This window comes from Selenomonas ruminantium subsp. lactilytica TAM6421 (assembly GCF_000284095.1).
GTDB classification, from domain to species: Bacteria; Bacillota; Negativicutes; order Selenomonadales; family Selenomonadaceae; genus Selenomonas_A; species Selenomonas_A lactilytica.
Map to the genome: position 1 here is coordinate 428,568 of NC_017068.1, position 23,508 is coordinate 452,075.

Sequence of the window (23,508 nt, forward strand, 5' to 3'; positions counted from 1 at the left end):
TGTTTTAGGAGAGTTACAAGAGGTGATTGTATGTTCGGAAGTTTTCTGGGCGGTATTCATCCCAAGGACGGCAAGGATCTGGCTAAGGACAAGCCAATTGAAAATATGCCCGTGCCGGCAGAACTCGTGGTTCCCATGGGGCAGCATATCGGTGCTCCCTGTGCACCCACGGTCAAGGTGGGGGACGAGGTCAAGCGGGGGCAGCTGATTGGCACAAGTCCTGCCTTTATGCATGCCGATATCCATGCGCCGGTGTCCGGCAAGGTGGTGAAGGTGGAGCCAAGGCCCCATTCGGGCATGGGCAGCTGCCTGAGCGTGGTCATCGCCAATGACGGCAAGGATGAATGGGCAGAGGGACTGCCGCTTACGCGCAATTGGCAGACCATGGAGAATGAGGAAATCCTGGCAGCCATCCAAGCTGCTGGCATTGTGGGCATGGGGGGGGCCACCTTCCCGGCTCATATCAAATTGAAGCCGGCCAAGCCTGTGGACATCCTCATCCTGAACGGAGCGGAGTGCGAGCCGTATCTGACTGCGGACTATCGGCTGATGCTGGAAGAGGGCGAAAAGATCATCACCGGCACGCAGATCCTGCAAAAGATTTTAGGCGTAAAGCGCACGGTCATTGGTATTGAGGACAATAAGCCCGAGGCAATCAAGGCCATGCAGAAGGCGGCCCAGGGCACCGATATTGAAGTGGCAGCCCTCAAGACCAAGTACCCCCAGGGGGCAGAGAAAATGCTCATCAAGGTCATTTCCGGCCGGGAAGTGCCCATGGGCGGCCTGCCTATGGATGTGGGGGCTGTGGTGCAGAATGTGGGCACCGTGGCGGCCATTGCCGATGCCGTGGAACATGGTTTGCCCCTTACTGAGCGCATCACCACTGTGACCGGCGATGCCATCAAAGAGCCAAAGAATCTGCGCATCCGCATCGGCACGCCTTATCAGGCGGCTATTGACTACTGTGGCGGCTTCAAGGAACAGCCCAAGAAGCTGATTGCCGGCGGCCCCATGATGGGTATGGCCCAGGCCACAGCCCAGGTTCCCGTGATGAAGGGTTCTTCCGGCATATTGGCTTTGACGGCCAAGCAGGTGGACCACGGCCCGGAGATGAACTGCATCCGCTGCGGCAAATGCGTCAAGGCCTGTCCCATGGGACTGGTGCCCAGCATGCTTTCCATATTGTCAGAGCGTCAGGCCTATGAAGCCTGCCGGGATGATTACGGCCTGATGAATTGCGTGGAATGCGGCTGCTGCACCTTCGTATGCCCTGCCAAGCGCAATATCGTGCAGTATATCAAGAATGCCAAGGGTGTGATCCGGGCAGAACAGATGAAAGCCAAGGCGGCAGCCGAGGCGAAGAAGAAAGCTCAGGAAGCTGCGGAAGGGAAAAAGGAGGCGGTCAAATGAGTGAGGAAGTAATGAAAAAGGAACCGGAACTCTTTACGGTGTCTGTATCGCCTCATATCCGTGACGATGAAACCATCAGCCATATCATGTGGCAGGTCAATGCGGCGCTTTTGCCGGCGGCGCTCTTTGCCATCTGGTGGTTTGGTATCCCTGCACTTATCAATATGTTAGTCGGTGTGGTCTTTGCCGTTTTAGGGGAATACATTTGGCAGAAAGGCATGCATCAGCCCATTACGGCCTTTGATGGCAGTGCCTGCATTACCGGCCTTTTGCTGGCCATGTCCATGTCGCCGCTGCTGCCGCCGTACATGGTGGCCATTGGTTCCCTGCTGGCGATCATTGTGGCCAAGCAGTCCATGGGGGGCTTAGGCTTCAATATCTTCAATCCCGCCCATATCGGCCGGGCGGCGCTCATGGTGTCCTGGCCGGTGGCCATGACCACCTGGACGAAAATGACGGATTGCAGTGGCGGCGTGGATGCCATGACCTCGGCAACTCCCCTCAATATCCTCAAGATGCAGGGCTATGATGCCCTGGTGGCCACCTTTGGCAGTCAGTCGGACTTATACTGGAATCTCTTTATCGGTACCCGCAATGGTTCCCTGGGGGAAACCAGCACCCTGTTGCTTTTATTGGGCGGCTTGTATCTGATCTGGAAAGGCTATGTGAACTGGCAGGTGCCTGTGACCATGATCGCCACGGTGGCAGTGCTGACCTGGATCTTCGGCCCGGCAGGGCTCTTTACCGGCGATCCCCTGTTCCATATGATGGCGGGCGGCCTGATGCTGGGTGCTTTCTTCATGGCCACGGATATGGTGACCATTCCCATGACCATCAAAGGTCAGCTGATTTTCGCAGTAGGGGCTGGGGCGCTTACAGTGCTGATTCGTCTGGTGGGGGGCTATCCTGAGGGGGTATGCTATTCCCTGCTCTTGATGAATGCGGTGACGCCGCTGATCGACCGGTTCTGCAAACCGCGGATCTTTGGGGCAGGAGGTGCTAAATGATGGGCAATAATGAACATTCTACTTTCAAGATCGCCTTCAATCTGGCGGCGGCCTGCTTTATCTCCGGCATCGTCATCGGCTCTGTCTATTTTGTGACGGCTCCTGTGGCGGCGCAGAAAGCCGAGGAAATGAAGCAGGAGTCCATGAAGTCCCTGGTGCCGGAAGCGGAACACTTTACCGAAGTGGCCGGTCATGAAGGCTGGTTCGCGGCGGAAAAAGGCGGCAAGGCCATCGCCTATATCGTACCCGGCGAAAGCAAAGGCTATGGCGGCAAGATCAAGATGCTGGTAGCCGTAACCGCCGATGCCAAGGTCATTGATTTTTCCATTTTAGAGCATAATGAGACGCCGGGGCTCGGTGACAATGCCCAAAAGCCGGCCTTCCGGCAGATGTTTGCGGGCAAGGGCGCCGACAAGCTGGAGGTCACGAAAGATCCGAACAACAAGGAGAATATCCAGGCCATGACCGGGGCGACGATTTCCTCCCGGGCCGTGACCAAGGGCGTGCGGGAGGCCGTGGAGGCTGTGGCCGCTTACAAGGCTGAGGGAGGTGCTAAGTGATGAAGGAACATTGGCAAATATTCAGCAAGGGCCTGATTGCCGAAAATCCGATTTTCATTCTGGCCCTGTCCCTGTGCCCGGCGCTGGCGGTAACCACGACGGTCATCAACGGTCTGACCATGGGGCTTACGGTGACTTTCGTCATCACCACCAATAATGTGGTGGTATCCATCGTGCGCAAATGGGTGAATCCCAAGGTGCGCGTGCCGGTGTATATCACCTCCATTGCCACCATCGTGACGGTGGCGCAATTGGTATTGCAGGCTTACTTCCCCGTGCTCTACAAGGCCATGGGCATCTATCTGGCATTGGTGGTGGTGTTCGCCATCATTTTGGCCAGAGCGGAGGTTTTCGCCTCTAAGAATGGCGTGTTCAAGTCTTTCCTCGATGGCTTTGGTATGGGCTGCGGCTTTACGCTGGCCATGCTGACCATTGCGGTGATCCGCGAGCTGATTGGCGCAGGTACTATCCTGGGCGTGCCGGTTTTCGGCGAGGGCTACAATCCCATGCTTATGATGATCCTGCCGCCGGGGGCCTTTATCCTGATCGGTTATCTGGTGGCGGCTTGCAAGACCTGGAACGCCAAGCAGGAAGAAAAAGCCCGCATCGCGGAGCTGAAAGCTGGAAAGGAGGCCTAACTCATGGGAGAGTATTTAACATTGTTTATCGGCGCTGTAGTGGTCAATAACTTCGTGCTGACGAAATTCCTGGGCCTCTGTATCTTCTTCGGTATCTCCAAGAACCTCAGTGCCTCGGTGGGCATGGGCATGGCGGTGACCTCCGTCATGACCATGAGCTCCATCCTGGCGTGGATCGTGTATTTCTTCGTGCTGGAACCATTGGGGCTGACCTTCCTGACCACCATCGTATTCGTGGTGCTCACGGCAAGTTTCGTGCAGCTCTTGGAACTGGTCATCAAGAAGCAGGCACCGGCTCTCTACAATATGTGGGGCATTTACCTGCTGCTGATTGCCACCAACTGTATTGTATTGGCCGTACCTCTCCTCAATGTGGAGAATAATTACAGCCTCTTGAAGAGCATTGTCTTTGCCATTGGCTCCGGTTTAGGCTTTGCCGTGGCCATCATCCTGATGGCCTCCCTGCGGGAAAAGCTGGTCTACGCCAATGTGCCCAAGCCATTGCAGGGCATCGGCATCGCCTTTATCCTGGCAGGCATGCTGTCGTTGGCATTCCTGGGGTTCGCAGGCATGTTATAACAGATATAAATTGCAGTTTGTGAGTGAGTTCGTGCTGAAGGTATCCCGTTCATACGCAGTCAGAGGTTCACGGGGGAGTACTTTTTCTGTTTCCGCTAAAACGACCCTCTCGGCAATTTTAGAGCTGTTTAGCCAGATGGCGCCGGGCAAGACCGGCGGCGCGTCTTTCAGCGTGCTTTCTGGTAACTGCCTGCCTCGGGCCGGCCTTCGCTGGCGCTCAGGCAGTCGCTCCCACAGAAAAAGCACTCCCCCGTTCGCCTCCCAGCCACGATTTTGGCAATCGGCACGAACCCGGTTCTCCCGTAACAAGAACATCGATGTGCTTGTATCCTCCAGCCGGAACATAGCAGCATTGACAAACGTAACTCTGGGTGGCGGTGAGGATGCTTTTCCGCCGGCGGAACGACTGCCTGAACGAAGTGAAGGCTGGCCCGCAAACAGCATTTGCTGGATGCTTCGTTGATGGACGCGCCGCCGGACTTGCCCGGCGCAGGTTACTGGAAGATGCGTACTTCTGCTGGCGGGACATTTAGTGCAGCGGCGGAAAAGTATTCCCACCGCCGCCCCACTGAGCTGTAACAAAAGAGTTTAGGCTCGCATCTACAAACTGCAATTAAAAAAGTCCATGGGCTTTGGGAGATATTTACATTCCCTTCAAGAGGTAACGGATGAGGTGGAGATAAATGGAAAAAGCAATACTGATTATCGTCGTGCTGGTGGGTGTCGGGCTGTTCTTCGGCATCGTGCTGGCATTGGCGGATAAGAAATTCTATATGGCGGTGAACCCGCTGATCAATGAAGTCGAAGAAATCCTGCCCAAAGGCCAGTGCGGTGCCTGCGGCTTTGCAGGCTGTGCCAAGTATGCCGAAGCCGTGGTGGAAGATCCCACGGTGGCCCCGAATCTCTGCGTGCCGGGCAAGGCGGCTGTAGCGGCAAAAGTTGCCGAGCTTACAGGCAAGAAAGCCGAGGTCACGGAACCCAAGTATGCTGCTTTGAAATGCCGGGGCACGAAAACTGCCGCGGCTATGGCGGCCCATTACGAGGGTGTGCCGGACTGTGCGGCGGCCAAGCTCATACAGGGCGGCCCCAAGGGCTGCAAGTTCGGCTGCATCGGCTTTGGCAATTGCGTCAAAGCCTGCCCCTTCGGCGCCATGAGCATGGGGCCGGACGGCCTGCCCGTGGTGGACAAGGAGATTTGCACCGGCTGCGGCAAGTGTGTAAGCACCTGTCCCCAGGCAATCCTGACACTTAAGGGCTTCCATGATCCGGTGGAAGTTCTCTGCAGCTCCCACGACAAAGGCCCCGCAGCCAAGAAACTCTGTGCCAATGCCTGCATCGGCTGTGGCCTGTGCATGCGGAACTGCAGCCAAGGAGCAATCAAGATTGATAACTTCGTGGCCGTAGTGGATAGCAGCAAATGTGCAGAATGCACCGAGCCGACCTGTATGGGCAAGTGTCCGACTAGCGCGATTCAGTCTGTTGTCCATACAACAGCTGCACAAAAGACGGCATAAACGTTCTTTTGCGCTAGTCTTTGGGCGCTTCTGCTAAGACTGCTGGCTAAAAAGTATCTTTTGCCTTTGGTATAAGGGTAAGCAACTGAACGTACTGTGTTCAAGTGCTTACCCTTATTTTAGTGATGGAGAAAATAATATAAAAAATTAAATTTATAAGAAGGAAAACAAAATTTAATCTAGAAGAGTACACAAAGATAAGGCTTGAGAAGGCATAAATAGTTTGAATTAGAAAGGTGGTATTTTTATGAGTGGAGTTAATGGTATTCAGTCTTAGTACATTGCAAATACTTATAGTCAAAATTCACAATATACGAAGTCGTCCAGTCAACAAATTAATGATATTGTTAGTGAAAGTCCTGCCACGATAGTGGAGTTATCAGCAGAGGCTGTTGCTAGCAAGAATGCAATGCCATCTCGCTATACTATACAAGCGACTATAAGAGAGACAATAGGTGATGTTGAGAAAATGAGAAATGAGACGCTTAAGTTGGTGGATCATTATAGTGATTATGCTGATTCGGATAAAAGTACAGTGGCTAGTGATGATAGAAAGGCAATAAGACGCTTGTGGGGAACAAACTCTCCATCGCAGGCAAGTGTTGAGGAATGGTGTCAACATGGTCAAATTGAAAATGGAAGAAAAGTAATAAAAAATGGCTCTGCAAATTTGCAAAGAAAAATGACTGCATTATTCAACAGCAATTTAGATTTTTATACATATAAAAATGCAAAAAGATCCTTCCAAATTATAGATGATGCATATAATGCAATGCGCGCAGAAATTGGATGGTGATAATATGAGGATTGATTCAGCACGCCAAACTATTCGTTTTTTACAGGATAAAAGCATTCAACCAGATTCGAAAAAGGTGTGTTCGCTTAATAAACCTGAAAATATCAACTTTAAAGTAACTATAAGTGATGAAGGGAAGCAATTGTCAAGAAAGCTCAATACGGATGTTGTTTCAGCATCCGGAGAAGAACTGAATGCTATTAAAGAAGAAAAAGAATATAGAAAAGAATGTAAAGAGAGGATAAAAGGAATCGATGATATTTTGTCCAAAGATGATATAACGGATAAAGAAAGGAATAAACTTTTAGATGAGAAAAAACTTTTAGAAAAATCATCATGGGATTCAGAAGATGCATTATATGATGCATATAAGAAAAAAAGAGATTTTAATAAACGCCATAACATTGATGAATGCAATTCTGGAGATAGATTAATTATAGATAAAGTTAATACATTTTTTGATAGAATAATACAAGAAAAAAAAGATGTAATAAGTAGAGAGAACGAACATGAACAGTCATTGCGGCGTAACCAAATACAAGAGACTGCTGATATTGAATTGGAAAAACAGAAGGCAAATAAAAATGAAATGAATATGGATAGCGTGGATAAAAATGTCGAACAGTTGGAAGAAACTACTGACTTACTAAATTTGGTAGAAAAAAGTGCGGCTGAAAATAACGATTCAAAAAGTAATAGAATAATGTAATGCAGTGATAATGGGGCTGTGATAATTAGGCAAATAACTTGCAAAAATAATTATTTCACAGTCCTATTATTGTTGTCATAATACTCTTATGACCGAGATTTAGATAAGACTGGCATGTTTTGAAGAAAACTTCAGTATTCCAGCACAGGTAATGGTAGGTTGTTCAATGGGGAACAGCGTGACTGGCTCACGGAAGTTAAAGGGGATCTTTGCTATGCTGATGGTAATGTACTTGAAGGGAGTGTTTTTTATGGCAAAGGTGTTGATTATTGGTTCCGGCCCTGCCGGGGTATCTGCGGCTCTTTATGCGCGGCGCGGGGGCGCGGATGTGACCGTTATCAGCAAGGGGCTGGAGCTGAGTGGTTTGCAGAAGGCGGAGAAGATTGAAAATTACTATGGTCTGGCTGAGCCCGTCTCGGGGGCGGAACTCTATCAGCGGGGCATTGAGGGTGCGAAGAAAATCGGCGTGGAGTTCGTGGAAGATGAACTCTTGGGGCTGATGTTTAATGATTCCTTCACGGGCTTCAAGGTTACAGGCAAGGCGCATGAATTCGAAGCGGCGGCGGTAATCGTGGCCACGGGAGCCTCCCGGCAGAGACTTGATGTGCCGGGGGTAAAGGAGTATGAGGGCAAGGGCGTCAGTTACTGCGCTGTCTGTGATGCCTTCTTCTATCGGGGTAAGACCGTGGCAGTGGCGGGGGCCGGGGAATATGCCCTGCATGAAGCCCAGGCTTTATTGCCCCATGCGGCTCAGGTCTATCTGCTGTCCAATGGCGAGGAAACTACCGTAGAGATACCGACAGAGATCACTGTAGTCAATAAAAAGATCACCGCCATTGCAGGCGGTGATCGGGTGGAAAAAGTCATCTTTGCCGATGGGGCAGAGCTGGCTTTGGCTGGTGTATTTATGGCTTTGGGGACGGCAGGCAGTACCGCCATTGCGAAGAAGATTGGTGCCCAGCTCGATGGTCATAACATCCGAATCGATGCCCATGGCGCCACCAATGTGCCGGGACTCTTTGCCGCAGGTGACTGCACCGGCGGCCTGCTGCAGATCGCCAAGGCCGTCTATCAGGGAGCCGAAGCGGGGCTTTCCGCAGTGAAATATCTAAGGGAGAAAAAATTAGCTTAAAGCCCCTTCCGTCAGCCTGCGGCTGACACCTCCCCCTTAGGGGAGGCTTTTATTTTCTGCCCAATATTTCCAGGATGGCCGCGCCGATTTCGTCGGTCTTGGCCGTGCCGCCTAAATCCGGCGTCAGGGTCTTTTTCTCCAGTAGCAGGGTTTCGATGGCAGCGATGACTTTTTTGCCCCATGCTTCCTCACCGAAGAAGTCCAGCATCTGGCTGACGCTCCAGATGGCGGCCAGGGGATTGGCCAGGCCTTTGCCGGCGATATCCGGGGCACTGCCGTGGATGGGCTCGAACATGCTGGGGAATTTTTTCTCGGGGTTGAGGTTGGCTCCGGCGGCCAGCCCCATGCCACCGGCGATGGCGGCGCCCAGGTCCGTCAGGATATCGCCGAAGAGATTGCTGGTGACTACGACCTGGAATCGCTGGGGATTCTTGACGAAGAACATGCTGGCGGCATCCACCATCAGGGAACTGGTAGGCACATCGGGATAATCCTTGCCCACCTCAGCAAAGATTTCATTCCAGAATACCATGGAGTAACCCAGGGCATTGGCCTTGCTGATATTGGTGAGGCTCTTGCCCTCTTTCTGTGCCAGCTCATAGGCATAGCGGATAACCCGCTCGCAGCCCTTGCGGGAGAAGACGCCGGTCTGCAGGGCGATTTCCTGTTCGGTGCCGGGATAGAGGCGGCTGCCCACGTTGGCATATTCGCCTTCGCTGTTTTCCCGCACCACAATCATATCGATATCTTCTTCCTTGACATCCTTCAGGGGACAGGGGGCGCCCTTGAGCAGTTTTACGGGGCGCAGGTTGATGTATTCATCGAAGCCCTTGCGGATTTTCAGCAGCAGCCCCTGCAGGGAAATATCGTCAGGGACACCGGGATAGCCCACGGCACCTAAGTAGATGGCATCGAAATCCTTGAGGATGGAGAGACCGTCTTCGGGCATCATGCGGCCTTCCCGCAGGTAGTATTCGCAGCCCCAGGGAAAGTCCGTGAACTCTACATTGAAGGAGCCATCCAGCCCGGCGATGCCGGACAGGACTTTCTTTCCTTCAGCAATCACGTCCGGGCCAATGCCATCCCCGGCAATTACGGCAATCTTGAAATTTTTCATGGTATGCACCTCTTTTTGATTTGAACACAATTTATACATTTCGTCACGGCCAGGGCTTTTTCCTTGTGGTATAATGGGAAAAGGAAAATTTTTGGGAGGTTAAGGACCTTATGGAACTTACGGAATTGCAGCGGCAGATCATGCGCTTCTATCATCATAACCCTTTTGTGGAATATCTGCATATGCAGGTGGAGCCGCTGGCTGACGGCGGTGTGCAGTTGGTGCTGCCCATTGATGAGATGCATACGAACCTTTATGGCATCGCCCATGGCGGCGTGCTCATGACCATGGCGGACACGGCTATGGGGGCAGCGTGCCTGGCCTGCAACAAGAAGGTGGTAACCCTCAGCCTGACCACGGATTTCATGCATGCAGTGCCTTTGACGGAGAAGGTCATTGCCCATGCCAGGGTGCTCCATGACGGGCGGCATACCATGACCTGTGAGTGCGAGCTGCAGAATAAGGAGGGCAAGGTCTTTGCCAAGGGCCATGCCAATTTCTATGTGCTGGGAAAATTCGTGGAATAAGGGTGCATCGCATTGGCGTGGATGTTTACATCAGAACTTTACTTTGGTATACTATACGGGTTGAACTTTTGTATTCGAGGAGATAGATCATGCGACAGAGGCGCAGGGGAAAGCGCAGTATGAAGCGCGTTAAGTGGATATTGGCGATTATGCTTGTCATAGTGGTGGCCTGCTTCGGTGTGAAGGCAGCACGTCATCATAGCGATGGCGGCGGCGAGTCTGCGGGCATTTTTGGCGAGCAGGCGGAAAATGACAAGATTACCCATGTCCTGCTCCTGGGCGTTGACCGCCGGGAGGGCGATGTGGGGCGCAGTGACACCATGATGGTGGCGGCCTTTGACCAGACTAAGGGCAAGGCGGCACTGCTCTCGGTGCCCCGTGATACCCGGGTGCAGATCGAGAAGAACGATTACGAGAAAATCAATCATGCCTATGCTTATGGCGGGCACAAAATGAGCCAGGAAGCTGTGGAAAAGCTGCTGGGGACGAAGATCGATCATTATATCATCATCGATACCAAGGCTTTTGAACGGATCATCGACGCACTGGACGGCGTGGACATCGATGTGGAAAAGCGGATGTATTACGAAGATCCCTGGGATGATGACGGCGGCCTCGTGATCGACCTCTATCCCGGCGAGCAGCATATGAACGGCAAGAAGGCCATCCAGTATGTGCGTTATCGTGATGGTGAAGGCGATATCGGCCGCATTGGCCGTCAGCAGAAGTTCATGAAGGCAGTGCTGGCCAAGGTGATTTCTCCATCGGTATTGCCACGGCTGCCGAAACTGGTGGAAGAGGTTAAATCCGCCATTCAGACGGACATGAGCCTTACAGAGCTGCTGGAATTTGCCGGTCAGCTCAAGAGTGTCCATGACAATGGACTGGAAACCCAGATGGTGCCGGGACAGCCGGCTTATATCAAGGATGTGAGCTACTGGATTCCCGATATCACGGACCTGCGTCAGCTCATGGCTGAGCAGCTGGGCCTGGAGCTTAGCGAGGCGGCCAAGGAAAAAGCCCAGGACGATGAGGATGCTTATATGAAGACGTTGCCCAGCGGTATGCAGCTGCTGGCACAGTCCAAGAATTCCGGCAAAGTGCCTGAAGAAGAGGCGAAAAAGCTGGAGGAAGAGACCAAGCCCATGAAGCCGGAAGAGATTTCGGTCATGGTCATCAACGACAGTGGCATCAATGGTGCGGCGGCGGAAGTGGCGCAGATCCTGCAGCGCAAGGGCTTCATCATTTCCGGCGTGGAGACGGGCAAGACCAGTTCCCGTACCCAGACGACGATCACCACGTCCACCCGGAATACGGATGTGTTCTACGGGATGCCCTTTGCCTGCGTGATCATGGACGGCGGCAGTTCTAATCAGGCAGTCGTGCATATTGGTTTGGATTATAGGAAATAAACAAGGCGGAGCATTGCTCCGTCTTTGTCTGTACTTTAGAGGAGTATATTATCTTGGGAATTTTAAAGGTTAACGGCCTGAAAAAGGCCTTTGGCATAGATGAACTTTTTCACGATGTGAGTTTCGAGGTTCGCGGCGGGGATAAGGTCGGCCTGGTGGGCGCCAATGGCGCAGGCAAGACCACGCTGATGAAGATCCTGCTGGGGCAGGAGGAGGCTGACGCCGGTTCTGTGCAGTTGGATACAGCTGAAACCATCGGTTATGTGGAACAGCAGGCCAACTTCGGCGAGGGTACCCTCTATGACGAGTTCCGCCGGGCTTTTGATGATATCATCGAGCTGGGGGAGCGCAAGCGTTCGCTGGAAAAACGCATTGCCGCTGGCGAAGAGGAGCTTCTGGACACCTATGGCAAGGTGGTGGAGCGTTTTGAGCAGCTGGAGGGCTATGAGTTTGAAAGCCGCATCAAGAAGGTGGCTTATGGTCTGGGCTTCACCGATGAGGAGTTCCAGAAGGACGTGCAGCATTTTTCCGGCGGTCAGAAAACCCGTATCTGTCTGGCCAAGGCCTTGCTGCGGGAGCCGGATTTCCTGTTCCTGGACGAGCCCACCAACCATTTGGATATTCAGATGATCGAATGGCTGGAAGGCTTCCTGCGCACCTATCGGGGTGGCGTGCTGATCATCTCCCATGACCGTTACTTCCTGGACAAGGTGGCCACCCGCATGGTGGAGCTGGAGGCAGGCACGGTTACCAGCTATGAAGGGAACTATACATATTTCATGCGGGTGAAGACCGCCCGGCGGGAGGCCTTGAAATCGGCCTATGAAAAACAGCAGGAGCATATCAAAAAGACGGAGGAATACATCCGCAAGTATAAGGCGGGCATCAAATCCAAACAGGCCCGGGGACGTCAGAGCCAGCTGAACCGGCTGGAGCGCATCGTGTTGCCGCCAGAGGCTGCCAGCTTCAACTATTTTGCCTTCCACAAACCGCCTGAATGTGCGCAAAGGGTGGCAGAACTCGAAGAGGTTGCTTTTGGCTACGGCAGTGAGCCGGTGTTCAAGGATCTTTCCCTGCTGATCCGCAACGGGGATGGCGTGGCCCTTGTCGGCCCCAATGGCGCCGGCAAGACCACCCTGCTGAAAGTGCTGGTGGGCGAACTGGAGGCGACGAAAGGCCGGATCAAGATCGGCAGCCGCGTGAAGATCGGCTATTTCTCCCAGCAGCATGAAACCCTGCATATGGATATGACGGTGCTGGATGAAATCATCTACACCTATGGCGTGGATGAGGAACAGGCCCGCCGCTATCTGGGAGCCTTCCTGTTCCATGGGGACGAGGTGCTGCGCAAGATCGGTGACCTCTCCGGCGGCGAGCAGTCCCGTGTGGCCTTCCTGAAGCTCATGTTGACCGGGGCCAACTTCCTGATCCTGGACGAGCCCACCAACCATTTGGATATTCCGGCCCGCGAGGCGGTGGAGGAAGCCCTGATGGCGTATCCGGGCACATTCCTGGCCGTATCCCATGACCGCTATTTCCTCGACAAGGTGGCCAACTGCACCCTGGAACTCGATAACGGTCAGCTTACCGAATACAGCGGCAATTACAGCTACTATCTGATGAAGAAGGAAGCCGAGCGGGAAGCGGAAGAAGAAGCTCGTCTGGAGGCAGAAGCGGCTGCTCAGAAGGAGGCTGCGAAAAAAGCAGCGGCCAGACCTGCCGAGCAGGAGAAGGCCGCCGAGGTAAAAGCCGCAGCCAAGGAGCGGGCGGAAGCCGGCAAGATCCAGAGCATGAGCGATGCCAAGCGCACGGAGATGATCCAGCGGGCGGAAGCCGAGATCGCCATGGCCGAAGCGGAACTCAAGGGGCTGGAGTTCCAGATGAACCAGCCGGAGATACAGGCAGATCCCACGGAAAGCCAGCGCATTGCGGAAGAATATGCCGCCAAAGAGGCGGAAATCGAAGAACGCTATGCCAAGTGGGAGCGTTTGGTGGCCAGCGAGTAAGCGGATGACGGCAGAAGGGAGCAAAGATAGTGGCATATAACAACGATAATGAACAGATGGCATTGGGCTTTGCCCCACAGGCTGGCCAGGAGGAAATCGAAGGCCTGGTGGACAGCATTATCTTTGCCAGTGAGGATGGCAGATTTGCGGTCTTCCGTCTGCAGCCTTCCGGTCAGAACAGCCGTGTTACGGTGACGGTCAGCTCAGAACCGCCGTTGGTGGGGCAGCAGGTGTATTTGACGGGGAGCTGGATTACGCACCCTCGTTTTGGGCAGCAGTTCAAGGCTGTGAGCCTGCGGCTGGAAGCCCCTACCAGCGTGGAAGGCATTGAGCGTTTCCTGGCTTCCGGTGTGATTGACGGCGTGGGCCCCGCCATGGCCAAACGGCTGGTGGCAAAATTCGGTGCCGATACGCTGGATATCATCGAGCAGAAACCGAAACTGCTGGAAACAGTGGAGGGCATTGGCAAGAAGACGGCGGCCAAGATCGTGGCCTCGTATACGTCGCAGTCAGAGCTGCGGGAAATCATGCTTTGGCTGGAAAGCCATAATGTATCCGGCGCGCTGGCGGCCAGGATCTATAAGAAATATAGTTCCTTTGCTTTGGAAGTGCTGGAAAATCACCCGTACAAGCTGGCGCAGGAAGTAGAGGGCATTGGCTTTGCTACCGCAGATGCCATTGCCGCCAGCCTCGGTATGGCTGGGGATGATGAAAACCGCGTGGCGGCAGGTATTGATTATGCCCTGCAGCAGATTTCCACCAGCGGTCACTGCTGCATTCCGGAAGAACCACTGATGGACCGTACGGCCAAACTGCTGCGGGTGGATTCCCTGCGGGTGGGTGAAGTGCTGAAAAAGCAGCTGAAAATGCAGCGGTTGGCTGTGGAAGAGGTTGGCGGCACAACGCTGATCTATTCCCCTTATCTTTATCGGGCGGAGAAAAAAGTTGCCCGCAAACTCCTGTATCTGCAGCGCTATGCCGATGTGCTCAATGTGGAAGATCCCGAGGGGATGGTGGCTCATTGGGAGGAAATGACCGGCCTTGATCTGGCCCAGGCACAAAAAGAAGCCATGGTGGCGGCGTTAACCCATGGCATTCTGGTGCTGACCGGCGGCCCTGGTACAGGCAAGACGACGGTGGTGCGGGGGATGATCGACGTGCTGGAAATGGCCGGTCTGGAAATCCTCTTAGGAGCACCTACGGGACGTGCGGCAAAGCGATTGGCTGAGGCTACGGGGCGCAAGACCATGACGGTGCACCGGATGCTGGAGGCCCAGGGCGGGCGGCAGGATGATGGTGCTTCGATGTTTGCCAAGGACGCAGACGAGCAGCTGGAAGCCGATGCCATCATCCTCGACGAGGTTTCCATGATGGATATCGTCTTGATGCAACATTTTCTGGAGGCTGTGCCGGATGGCTGCCATGTGATCCTGGTGGGGGACGTGGATCAGCTGCCGGCAGTGGGGCCTGGTTCCGTGCTCAAGGATATCCTGCGTTCCCAGGTCATCCCTGCTGTGCGCCTCACGGAGGTTTACCGTCAGAATGAGGAGAGCACCATCGTCTTGAATGCCCATGCCATCAATGCCGGCCGTCTGCCCCTTTGCAAGCCCGCCGGGGATTTTCAGTTCTGGGAGATCGCCGATCCTGAGGAAGTGGCCCGCAATATCGTGAAGCTCTGTGTGGAGATTTTGCCCAAGCAGGGCTGGAATCCACTGACAGATGTGCAGGTGCTTTCGCCGATGCACCGTCAGGAATGCGGCGTGGAAAACCTCAACAAGCTGTTGCAGGCGGCCTTGAATCCGCCGGCTGAGTATAAAGCCGAGTACAAGAACAGCGTCCGCACCTTTCGTCTCAATGACAAGGTGATGCAGACGAAGAATAACTACAGCAAGATGGTGTTCAACGGTGATATCGGTTTTATCACCGCTGTGGAGTCTGACCATATCACCGTGCAGTTCAGTGAGGATCTGCAGGTGGATTATGAGAAAAATGAACTGGTGGAGCTGCAATTGGCTTATGCGATGAGTGTGCATAAAAGTCAGGGCAGTGAATATCCTGTGATCATCCTGCCCCTGACTGCCGGGCATTATATCATGTTACAGAGAAATCTCCTTTATACGGCAGTCACCCGCGCCAGCAAGCAGGTCATCCTGTTAGGGACGAAGGCAGCCCTGAATACCGCGGTCACCAATGACCGTACCCGCAAGCGCTATACCCTGCTGGCTGAACGTCTGGCAGGCGCCTTGAATGAATAAAAGAGCATAAAAAATGACCGGTCAATTTGCATTGACCGGTCATTTTTTTTAGAACGAATTATGCTTCAGCGCCGACAACTTCGTTGAGGTTGCTGATCAGAGCATCGATGTCGATGCCGTGAGCCATAGCGCCCTGCTCGATGTTTTCAAAGTGAGCGGCAGCGCAGCCCAGGCAGCCCATGCCGGCGTTGACGAATACGTCAACGGTGTCCGGGTACTTCTGCACAACTTCGATGATGCTCATGTCTTTAGTGATAGCCATTATAAAATCCTCCTGCGTAAAACGCGATAAAACTAAATTAACCAACAAGGGAATTATAGCATAGTTACCCATTAAGTTACAAGAAACAAATGTTACAGGCAGATTAAACAATAGTAATTTTTTACATATTGTTTGCTCATTACGGGGGAATCGGATTGTTTCTGAAAAAAATATGTATGAAACCGTTGCCATGTTTCAGAATATGTGTTATAGTATTAATTGTTCGAAGGGACATATGACCTGTTTGATGAGGAAACAAGGAAACTCACTGGGAACGGTTCCGACGAACGAGGGGTTATTAATTATTTAGGGGGATTTTTTAATGAACAAGAAACTCGTTTCTGCTCTGACTACCGCTCTGGTTGTAGGTGCTGCCAGCACGACGTTTGCTGCCAGCAATCCGTTCAGCGATGTACCGGCTGACCATTGGGCTTATGATGCTGTAACCCAGCTGGCTAACGATGGCGTTATCGAAGGCTATGGCGACAGCACCTTCAAGGGCAACCGCAACATCACCCGCTACGAAATGGCACAGATGGTAGCTAAGGCTATGACCAAGAGCACCAGCGGTGTGGATAAGGCGCTCGTTGACAAACTGGCTGCTGAATTCGCGGAAGAACTCAACAACCTGGGTGTACGTGTAGCCAACCTGGAACGCAATGCAGATAAAGTTCAGTGGCATGGCACTGCTGAGTATACGTTCCAGCATTACATGACTGAAGGTCAGCATGATACGGACAAGAACAGCCGCAACAACCTGCTTATCCGTCTCGAACCGACGGCTGAAGTGAACTCTCACTGGCATGTGAAGGCTCGTCTCGATGCCAACACGTTCCTGGATGAAGACAGCTCTGCTAATGCTGAAGATGAGGGCAAAGTTGCACTGAAACGTGTTTATGCCGAAGGCAACTATGGCAACTGGACGTTGAAATTCGGTAAGTTTGCTACGCCGGATGATGATACCATTGCCGATACGGCTTTCTCCGGTGCAGAAGTTGCTTATAAGCCGGCAGGGGATGGTGTAAACTTTGTTGTTGGTGCTGGCCGTTTGAATAGCCCGGCAGCATTTAACCGTGAAAAAAATGCAGATGCTGATGATTTGGCTGCCAACTATCAGTATGTCGGTGTAGGTGCACAGAAGAGCAAACTTTGGGGTGCTGTCCGCTGGCATCATCTTAATGCGCGTAATTTCGAAAACCTGAACTATAATCTTTACGCCAAAAACAAGACGGATGAAGCTAACGTTGTTCTGGTCAAGGGCGGTTATAATTTCAGCAAGAACGTTGGCTTAAAGGGTTTCTATGCGCAGAACCATGATGCTGACTATTATAAAAAGGCTGGCAGCGTAGAGCTGGATTACAAAGGCGCACAGGCTGAAAACCAGGGGACCTGGGGTGCATGGGTGGCTTACCGTCACTTTGGCCGTAATGCCTTCGTAGCCAGCCCCTGGGATGTTATCAACATCGACAACATGGGCGAAAAAGGCTGGGAAGTTGGCGGCAACTATGCTGTGTTCAAGAATACTATCCTGACGCTCCGCTACGGCAATGGTAAAGATCTCAAGACCGATAAGAAGGTTGAAAACCTCTTCGGTCGTGTGAACTTCCTGTTCTAATCACATAACAATAAACGGAAAGGTGCCTCTGCGGAGGCATCTTTTTGTTTGTCTCTTTCAAATAAATTTCTGACAATAAATAAAATTGTGTGGATATTAAGCGTGGAAAATGCTATAATGTGCTTGTGTAAATTATATTTTAGGGGAGGAATTATGATGAGCAAGTACGCAGGAACCCAGACCGAGAAAAATCTTGAGGCGGCCTTTGCCGGGGAAAGCCAGGCCCGCAACAAGTACACTTACTATGCTTCCAAGGCGAAGAAGGAAGGTTTTGAGCAGATTGCTGCCCTGTTCCTCAAGACGGCTGACAATGAAAAAGAGCATGCCAAGATGTGGTTCAAAGAACTCCATGATGGCATGCCCGATACGACGGTGAATCTGAAAGACGCCGCAGATGGCGAGAATTATGAGTGGACGGATATGTATGCCGGTTTTGCCGACACGGCAGAAAAAGAAGGCTTCAAGGAGCTGGCAATCAAATTCCGCATGGTAGCCGAGATTGAAAAGCATCATGAGGAACGCTATCGCGCCCTGCTCAAGAATGTAGAGGCTCAGGAAGTTTTCCAGAAGAGCGAGGTCAAGGTTTGGGAATGCCGCAACTGCGGTCATATCGTTGTGGGCACCAAAGCACCGCAGCTTTGTCCCGTCTGTGCACATCCCCAGAGCTATTTTGAGATCCATGCTGAGAACTATTGATCAGCGCTGTTCATCTTCGGGAATCTCCAGATAATCCCGGATAGCCGTGATTTCCTTGGCGGTGTATAACCCCACCGGGGATTCCCGGATCATGATGGTTTGCAGCATGCGGCTCTGTTCAGCCTGATCATCGGTCTTCAGGTTGGCCGGATCGGCAGCTGCCCGCGTCAGGGCGATGGTGCGGTATTGTGCATCAGCGTAGGCGTTGGTCTTTTTCACGACTTCGGCCAGCTGGTCATAGCAGCCATCGTTGAGGGCTGTTGGCGGCTTGTGCTGGGCAATGCGTTCCTTGAGGTTCTGACTGTCCTGGTCCAGTTGCTTCAAGCGCAGGAAACAGGTTTGGATACTGATATTGTCAGCCTTGAAGCTTTCGATGATTTGGTGATACCAGCGCCAGTTGCGGTCAAGTTCAGCCAAATCCTGTTGGTACTGCGCGTACCAGGCGGTGAAAATCTGTTGTTGCTGCTGCATTTCGTAGCGCTCTGTTTCGCTGATGGGCTGATGGACGGTTTCGGGTACCGGCCAATAACGGTAGGCAATCAGGCCTGTGATCAGAAGCGTCAGACAGAAGCAGGTGAAGATCTTCGTATTGTGCAGATAGCGGTAGAGGAGCAGCAAAAGCAGCAGAGCTGATATGCCAATGACATATATGAACATGGTGAATATACCCCCTGTATTTCCAATAAGATACTACTTATTCATTCTAACATAATTTCTGTATTGCAGGAAATAGGGGAAAGGGCTATACTGAGATTGTTCCGTCTTTGATGGCGGGGCAATCTCTTTTTGTGTGGAGTGATTACATATGGAGAAAAGAGGCGCTTTCAAGGCTTTTTGGCAATTGTTCCGCGGCTATTGGAACAGTGAGCATAAATGGAAAGCCCGGGGGCTGCTGGCCTTTGTCATTGGTCTGAATTTTTTTGGTGTGTATCTGCTGGTCAGGCTGAACAGCTGGTACAATGAGTTCTATAATGCGTTGCAGCAGTATCAGGCGGATCAGTTTTGGCCGTTGGTGGGGGAGTTCACGGCGATTGCCATGCTGTATATCGTGATTGCTGTCTATGCGATTTACCTGCGTCAGGAGGTGCAGATAAAATGGCGTACCTGGTTGACGGATCAGTATCTTTCCCGCTGGCTGAGCGGGCAGGTTTACTATCGCCTGCAGGTGCAGAACAGCGATACGGATAACCCTGACCAGCGAATCAGTGAGGATATCAATCAGTTTGTTAATCTTTCCCTGCAATTATTGATTGGCTTTTTGAAGCAGCTGACGACGTTGGCCGCCTTTGGTGTGGTGCTATGGAATCTTTCGGGAGCCTTCACCATGAATCTGGGGGGGCATGATTTCGTCATCTATGGCTATATGTTCTGGTTCTCCCTGTTCTATTCGGGAATCGGTACGGTCTGCGCTCATTTCGTGGGGCGGAAACTCATTGGCCTGAATTTTGATCAGCAGCGCTTTGAGGCCGATTTCCGTTTCAATATGATGCGCGTGCGGGAGAACAGCGAAAGCATTGCCTTTTATGGCGGCGAAAAAGCAGAAAACAAGGGCTTCCATGAGCGTTTTGCCAAGGTCATCAGCAATTTCTGGCAGCTTATGAAGCAGACGAAACTGCTGAATTTCTATGTGAATGGTTATGCGCAGCTGGCTGTCATCGTGCCGCTGATCTTGGCGGCACCCCAGTATTTTGCGGGCGGTATTGCGTTGGGCGGTCTGATGCAGACGGTTTCGGCCTTTGGCCGGGTGCAGGATGCCCTGTCTTATTTTGTCGAGTCCTATGATACCATCGCGCAATTGGCAGCGGTGGTCAAGCGTCTTGCCACCTTTACGGAGCATATGGAAGGGGCCGAAGGTGTCGATGCCGGCATTGTACGCCGGGAAGAAGGTCAGCAGCTGGCTATGGAGGATCTGCAGGTGCAACTGCCGGACAGCCGGGTATTGCTGGAAAATTGTACCCTGAGTCTGCCCGCCGGCAGCCGTCTGCTGGTAACGGGCTCGTCCGGCTGCGGCAAGAGCACCTTGCTGCGTACTCTGGCCGGTATCTGGCCTTATGGTAAGGGAAAACTATCATTGAAAGCAGGCAGCAGACTGCTGTTCCTGCCTCAGCGTCCTTATCTGCCTTTGGGCAGTTTGCGTCGGGCTTTATATTATCCCGGTACGGCAGCAGGCAGTGATGAAACTATGCAGGCTGTATTGCAGAAAGTGGGCTTGGAAGAATTCGTCGGTCGCCTCGACGAGATTGACGATTGGAGCCGTATCCTGTCGTTAGGAGAACAGCAGCGTCTGGCCTTTGCCCGGGTTCTGCTGGCCAAGCCGGACTGGGTATTCCTGGATGAGGCGACGTCGGCTTTGGATGAACCGCGGGAAGCGGAGATGTATCAAATGCTGGCCAAAGAATTGCCTGATATGGGCGTGGTCAGCGTGGGACACAGGTCGACGTTGTTTGCCCAGCACCAGCAGGAATTGAAACTGGCTGGTGATGGAAGCTGGGAAGTGCGGGCGATATCGCTATAAGATAAGTTCGTTTTACAAAATTGCATAAAGACGCCGCGGGGCCTGATAATACTTTTCCTTCGCTGAGACGCAAGCGCCAAACGCTACGGAAAAACATCATCAGGCCTCGCGGCTTTTGCGTACAATGCCCTTGGCTTAAAATTGCAGTTTGTCGGCGCGTTCGTGCTGAAGGCATCCCGTTCATACGCAGTCAGGGGTTCACGGGGGAGTACTTTTTCTGTTTCCGCTAAAACGACCCTCTCGGCAATTTTAGAGCTGTTTAGCCAGATGGCGCCGGGCAAGACCGGCGGCGCGTCTTTCAGCGTGCTTTCTGGTAACGGCCTGCCTCGGGCCGGTCTTCGCTGCGCTCAGACAGTCGCTCCCACAGAAAAAGCACTCCCCCGTTCGCCCCCAGCCACGATTTTTGCAATTGGCACGAACCCGGTTCTCCCGTAACAAGAACATCGATGTACTTGTATCCTCCAGCCGGAACATAGCAGCATTGACAAACGTAACTCTGGGTGACGGTGGGGATGCTTTTCCGCCGGCGGAACGACTGCCTGAACGAAGTGAAGGCTGGCCCGCAAACAGCATGTGCTGGATACTTCGTTGATGGACGCGCCGCCGGACTTGCCCGGCGCAGGTTACTGGAAGATGCGTACTTCTGCTGGCGGGACATTTAGTGCAGCGGCGGAAAAGTATTCCCACCGCCGCCCCACTGCTCTGTAACAAAAGCGTTCAGGCTCGCACCTACAAACTGCAATTTATCTAATGTTTTGGCAGCTTTTTTAAGTTTTTTTAAAAAAGGTGTTGACAAGTGAAGCCGACTCGTGTAATATAATACAAGTCGCTGACAGACACGGCAACGAAACAGCACAGCAAGCCTTGAGTGGCAGGCCGCTGGAACGTTCCGAAAAGCTTCAAAAAAGAATTTAAAAAAGTTCTTGACAAGCTGATCTGCTGGTGATAAGATAAATGAGTCGCTTGAAGCGACGGGCACTTCTGAAGAGTGCGACAATGATTGTTCTTTGAAAACTAAACAATGCAAAATAATCATGCAACATGATTAAGCCAGATGTTTGAAGAAGTTTTTACTTCTTAACAAAACATCGATTGGTATGAATAACATAGCAATCGGCAATTTCTTTTATAGATAATTAGAGCTTGATTAAGTTCTTCATATTTTATGGAGAGTTTGATCCTGGCTCAGGACGAACGCTGGCGGCGTGCTTAACACATGCAAGTCGAACGAGGCTGATATTTAGCTTGCTATTTTGAAGCCGAGTGGCAAACGGGTGAGTAACGCGTAGACAACCTGCCGCAAAGATGGGGACAACAGTCCGAAAGGACTGCTAATACCGAATGTTGTCAGATTCCCGCATGGGAGACTGATTAAAGATGGCCTCTACTTGTAAGCTATCGCTTTGCGATGGGTCTGCGTCTGATTAGCTAGTTGGTGGGGTAACGGCCTACCAAGGCGACGATCAGTAGCCGGTCTGAGAGGATGAACGGCCACATTGGAACTGAGACACGGTCCAGACTCCTACGGGAGGCAGCAGTGGGGAATCTTCCGCAATGGGCGAAAGCCTGACGGAGCAACGCCGCGTGAGTGAAGAAGGGTTTCGGCTCGTAAAGCTCTGTTGACGGGGACGAATGTGCGAAATGCGAATAGTTTTTCGCAATGACGGTACCCGTCGAGGAAGCCACGGCTAACTACGTGCCAGCAGCCGCGGTAATACGTAGGTGGCGAGCGTTGTCCGGAATTATTGGGCGTAAAGGGAGCGCAGGCGGGAAGGCAAGTCAGTCTTAAAAGTGCGGGGCTCAACCCCGTGATGGGATTGAAACTGTCTTTCTTGAGTGCAGGAGAGGAAAGCGGAATTCCTAGTGTAGCGGTGAAATGCGTAGATATTAGGAGGAACACCAGTGGCGAAGGCGGCTTTCTGGACTGTAACTGACGCTGAGGCTCGAAAGCGTGGGGAGCGAACAGGATTAGATACCCTGGTAGTCCACGCCGTAAACGATGAATGCTAGGTGTAGGAGGTATCGACCCCTTCTGTGCCGGAGTTAACGCAATAAGCATTCCGCCTGGGGAGTACGGTCGCAAGACTGAAACTCAAAGGAATTGACGGGGGCCCGCACAAGCGGTGGAGTATGTGGTTTAATTCGACGCAACGCGAAGAACCTTACCAGGGCTTGACATTGAGTGAAAGATCTAGAGATAGATCCCTCTCTTAGGAGACACGAAAACAGGTGGTGCATGGCTGTCGTCAGCTCGTGTCGTGAGATGTTGGGTTAAGTCCCGCAACGAGCGCAACCCCTATCATTTGTTGCCAGCACGTTAAGGTGGGAACTCAAATGAGACTGCCGCGGACAACGCGGAGGAAGGCGGGGATGACGTCAAGTCATCATGCCCCTTATGTCCTGGGCTACACACGTACTACAATGGGATGGACAGAGAGCAGCGAACCCGCGAGGGCAAGCGAACCCCATAAACCATCTCCCAGTTCGGATTGCAGGCTGCAACCCGCCTGCATGAAGTCGGAATCGCTAGTAATCGCTGGTCAGCATACAGCGGTGAATACGTTCCCGGGCCTTGTACACACCGCCCGTCACACCACGGAAGTCATTCACACCCGAAGCCGGTGGGCAAACCGCAAGGATGCAGCCGTCTAAGGTGGGGGCGATGACTGGGGTGAAGTCGTAACAAGGTAGCCGTATCGGAAGGTGCGGCTGGATCACCTCCTTTCTAAGGATTACAAAATCTTAGGTCGGAGCATTT

19 protein-coding genes and 1 rRNA gene are annotated in these 23,508 nt (G+C 52.5%); 17 read left to right on the top strand and 3 right to left on the bottom strand.

Translation table 11 applies throughout. The annotated features are described in order from the left end of the window. Positions 1–30 precede the first annotated feature (30 nt). From rsxC to SELR_RS02055, 9 genes are all read left to right on the top strand, one after another. Positions 31–1,410: an electron transport complex subunit RsxC gene (gene rsxC, locus SELR_RS02010; protein WP_014423532.1), complete on the top strand. Its 1,380-nt coding sequence runs from the start codon at positions 31–33 to the stop codon at positions 1,408–1,410. After that, positions 1,407–2,417: an RnfABCDGE type electron transport complex subunit D gene (locus SELR_RS02015; RefSeq protein WP_014423533.1), complete on the top strand. Its 1,011-nt coding sequence runs from the start codon at positions 1,407–1,409 to the stop codon at positions 2,415–2,417. Before rsxC ends, SELR_RS02015 begins: the two co-directional genes overlap by 4 nt. After that, entirely contained in the window at positions 2,414–2,977 is a 564-nt protein-coding gene (locus SELR_RS02020) for an RnfABCDGE type electron transport complex subunit G (RefSeq protein WP_014423534.1), read from the top strand. Before SELR_RS02015 ends, SELR_RS02020 begins: the two co-directional genes overlap by 4 nt. Further along, positions 2,977–3,615, top strand: coding sequence for an electron transport complex subunit RsxE (gene rsxE / locus SELR_RS02025; RefSeq protein ID WP_014423535.1), 639 nt, complete (start codon positions 2,977–2,979; stop codon positions 3,613–3,615). Before SELR_RS02020 ends, rsxE begins: the two co-directional genes overlap by 1 nt. A gap of 3 nt (positions 3,616–3,618) precedes the next feature. After that, positions 3,619–4,194 (top strand): electron transport complex protein RnfA, encoded by a 576-nt coding sequence (locus tag SELR_RS02030; RefSeq protein WP_014423536.1) that lies wholly within the window; start codon positions 3,619–3,621, stop codon positions 4,192–4,194. A 683-nt stretch (positions 4,195–4,877) separates the two neighbouring features. After that, positions 4,878–5,708 carry an RnfABCDGE type electron transport complex subunit B gene (gene rnfB / locus SELR_RS02040; RefSeq protein ID WP_014423538.1) on the top strand — a complete coding sequence of 277 codons (831 nt, stop codon included), beginning with the start codon at positions 4,878–4,880 and terminating at the stop codon, positions 5,706–5,708. A 370-nt stretch (positions 5,709–6,078) separates the two neighbouring features. Beyond that, the gene (locus SELR_RS02045) at positions 6,079–6,504 is read left to right on the top strand and encodes a hypothetical protein (protein WP_158645766.1); all 426 of its coding nucleotides are present in this window, start codon (positions 6,079–6,081) and stop codon (positions 6,502–6,504) included. 4 nt (positions 6,505–6,508) lie between these two features. Further along, complete coding sequence (locus SELR_RS02050; protein WP_014423540.1) at positions 6,509–7,213, top strand: hypothetical protein; 705 nt, start codon at positions 6,509–6,511, stop codon at positions 7,211–7,213. 250 nt (positions 7,214–7,463) lie between these two features. Then, a complete protein-coding gene (locus tag SELR_RS02055; protein ID WP_014423541.1) occupies positions 7,464–8,345 on the top strand; it encodes an NAD(P)/FAD-dependent oxidoreductase in 882 nt (293 codons plus the stop codon). A gap of 49 nt (positions 8,346–8,394) precedes the next feature. On the opposite strand, the gene SELR_RS02060 is transcribed toward SELR_RS02055, so the two are convergent. Continuing rightward, complete coding sequence (locus SELR_RS02060; protein WP_014423542.1) at positions 8,395–9,462, bottom strand: tartrate dehydrogenase; 1,068 nt, start codon at positions 9,460–9,462, stop codon at positions 8,395–8,397. 110 nt (positions 9,463–9,572) lie between these two features. Between SELR_RS02060 and SELR_RS02065 the strand changes: the two genes are divergently transcribed. The 4 genes from SELR_RS02065 to recD2 all read left to right on the top strand — a co-directional run bounded on the left by SELR_RS02065 (position 9,573) and on the right by recD2 (position 15,662). Continuing rightward, positions 9,573–9,989, top strand: a complete 417-nt coding sequence (locus tag SELR_RS02065) for a PaaI family thioesterase (protein ID WP_014423543.1) — start codon at positions 9,573–9,575, stop codon at positions 9,987–9,989. Between the two features lie 119 nt (positions 9,990–10,108). Then, complete coding sequence (locus SELR_RS02070) at positions 10,109–11,401, top strand: LCP family protein (RefSeq protein ID WP_231848107.1); 1,293 nt, start codon at positions 10,109–10,111, stop codon at positions 11,399–11,401. Positions 11,402–11,454: 53 nt separating this feature from the next. Next, positions 11,455–13,407 carry an ABC-F family ATP-binding cassette domain-containing protein gene (locus SELR_RS02075; RefSeq protein ID WP_014423545.1) on the top strand — a complete coding sequence of 651 codons (1,953 nt, stop codon included), beginning with the start codon at positions 11,455–11,457 and terminating at the stop codon, positions 13,405–13,407. Between the two features lie 56 nt (positions 13,408–13,463). Beyond that, a complete protein-coding gene (gene recD2, locus SELR_RS02080; protein WP_041914513.1) occupies positions 13,464–15,662 on the top strand; it encodes an SF1B family DNA helicase RecD2 in 2,199 nt (732 codons plus the stop codon). Positions 15,663–15,720: 58 nt separating this feature from the next. Here recD2 and SELR_RS02085 read toward each other — a convergent pair whose 3' ends face one another. Next, the gene (locus tag SELR_RS02085) at positions 15,721–15,924 is read right to left on the bottom strand and encodes a DUF1858 domain-containing protein (RefSeq protein ID WP_014423547.1); all 204 of its coding nucleotides are present in this window, start codon (positions 15,922–15,924) and stop codon (positions 15,721–15,723) included. A gap of 322 nt (positions 15,925–16,246) precedes the next feature. On the opposite strand from SELR_RS02085, the gene SELR_RS02090 reads away from it, so the two are divergent. Together SELR_RS02090 and rbr are read left to right on the top strand one after the other, a co-directional pair. Further along, on the top strand, positions 16,247–17,539 hold the full coding sequence (locus SELR_RS02090; protein ID WP_014423548.1) for a putative porin: 1,293 nt from the start codon (positions 16,247–16,249) through the stop codon (positions 17,537–17,539). A gap of 156 nt (positions 17,540–17,695) precedes the next feature. Then, positions 17,696–18,235, top strand: coding sequence for a rubrerythrin (gene rbr / locus SELR_RS02095; protein WP_014423549.1), 540 nt, complete (start codon positions 17,696–17,698; stop codon positions 18,233–18,235). Here rbr and SELR_RS02100 read toward each other — a convergent pair whose 3' ends face one another. Continuing rightward, positions 18,236–18,892 (bottom strand): hypothetical protein, encoded by a 657-nt coding sequence (locus SELR_RS02100; protein ID WP_014423550.1) that lies wholly within the window; start codon positions 18,890–18,892, stop codon positions 18,236–18,238. It abuts the gene before it with no gap. A gap of 148 nt (positions 18,893–19,040) precedes the next feature. Between SELR_RS02100 and SELR_RS02105 the strand changes: the two genes are divergently transcribed. After that, a complete protein-coding gene (locus SELR_RS02105; RefSeq protein ID WP_014423551.1) occupies positions 19,041–20,750 on the top strand; it encodes an ABC transporter ATP-binding protein/permease in 1,710 nt (569 codons plus the stop codon). A gap of 1,162 nt (positions 20,751–21,912) precedes the next feature. Beyond that, a 16S ribosomal RNA gene (locus SELR_RS02110) occupies positions 21,913–23,475 on the top strand. Positions 23,476–23,508: the final 33 nt, after the last annotated feature.

Bases quoted from the DNA above. Each gene is read 5' to 3' on its own strand.
- rsxC (WP_014423532.1), top strand. From the start codon at position 31: ATGTTCGGAAGTTTTCTGGGCGGTATTCATCCCAAGGACGGCAAGGAT.
- SELR_RS02015 (WP_014423533.1), top strand. From the start codon at position 1,407: ATGAGTGAGGAAGTAATGAAAAAGGAACCGGAACTCTTTACGGTGTCT.
- SELR_RS02020 (WP_014423534.1), top strand. From the start codon at position 2,414: ATGATGGGCAATAATGAACATTCTACTTTCAAGATCGCCTTCAATCTG.
- rsxE (WP_014423535.1), top strand. From the start codon at position 2,977: ATGAAGGAACATTGGCAAATATTCAGCAAGGGCCTGATTGCCGAAAAT.
- SELR_RS02030 (WP_014423536.1), top strand. From the start codon at position 3,619: ATGGGAGAGTATTTAACATTGTTTATCGGCGCTGTAGTGGTCAATAAC.
- rnfB (WP_014423538.1), top strand. From the start codon at position 4,878: ATGGAAAAAGCAATACTGATTATCGTCGTGCTGGTGGGTGTCGGGCTG.
- SELR_RS02050 (WP_014423540.1), top strand. From the start codon at position 6,509: ATGAGGATTGATTCAGCACGCCAAACTATTCGTTTTTTACAGGATAAA.
- SELR_RS02055 (WP_014423541.1), top strand. From the start codon at position 7,464: ATGGCAAAGGTGTTGATTATTGGTTCCGGCCCTGCCGGGGTATCTGCG.
- SELR_RS02060 (WP_014423542.1), bottom strand. From the start codon at position 9,462: ATGAAAAATTTCAAGATTGCCGTAATTGCCGGGGATGGCATTGGCCCG.
- SELR_RS02065 (WP_014423543.1), top strand. From the start codon at position 9,573: ATGGAACTTACGGAATTGCAGCGGCAGATCATGCGCTTCTATCATCAT.
- SELR_RS02070 (WP_231848107.1), top strand. From the start codon at position 10,109: ATGAAGCGCGTTAAGTGGATATTGGCGATTATGCTTGTCATAGTGGTG.
- recD2 (WP_041914513.1), top strand. From the start codon at position 13,464: ATGGCATTGGGCTTTGCCCCACAGGCTGGCCAGGAGGAAATCGAAGGC.
- SELR_RS02085 (WP_014423547.1), bottom strand. From the start codon at position 15,924: ATGGCTATCACTAAAGACATGAGCATCATCGAAGTTGTGCAGAAGTAC.
- SELR_RS02090 (WP_014423548.1), top strand. From the start codon at position 16,247: ATGAACAAGAAACTCGTTTCTGCTCTGACTACCGCTCTGGTTGTAGGT.
- rbr (WP_014423549.1), top strand. From the start codon at position 17,696: ATGAGCAAGTACGCAGGAACCCAGACCGAGAAAAATCTTGAGGCGGCC.
- SELR_RS02100 (WP_014423550.1), bottom strand. From the start codon at position 18,892: ATGTTCATATATGTCATTGGCATATCAGCTCTGCTGCTTTTGCTGCTC.
- SELR_RS02105 (WP_014423551.1), top strand. From the start codon at position 19,041: ATGGAGAAAAGAGGCGCTTTCAAGGCTTTTTGGCAATTGTTCCGCGGC.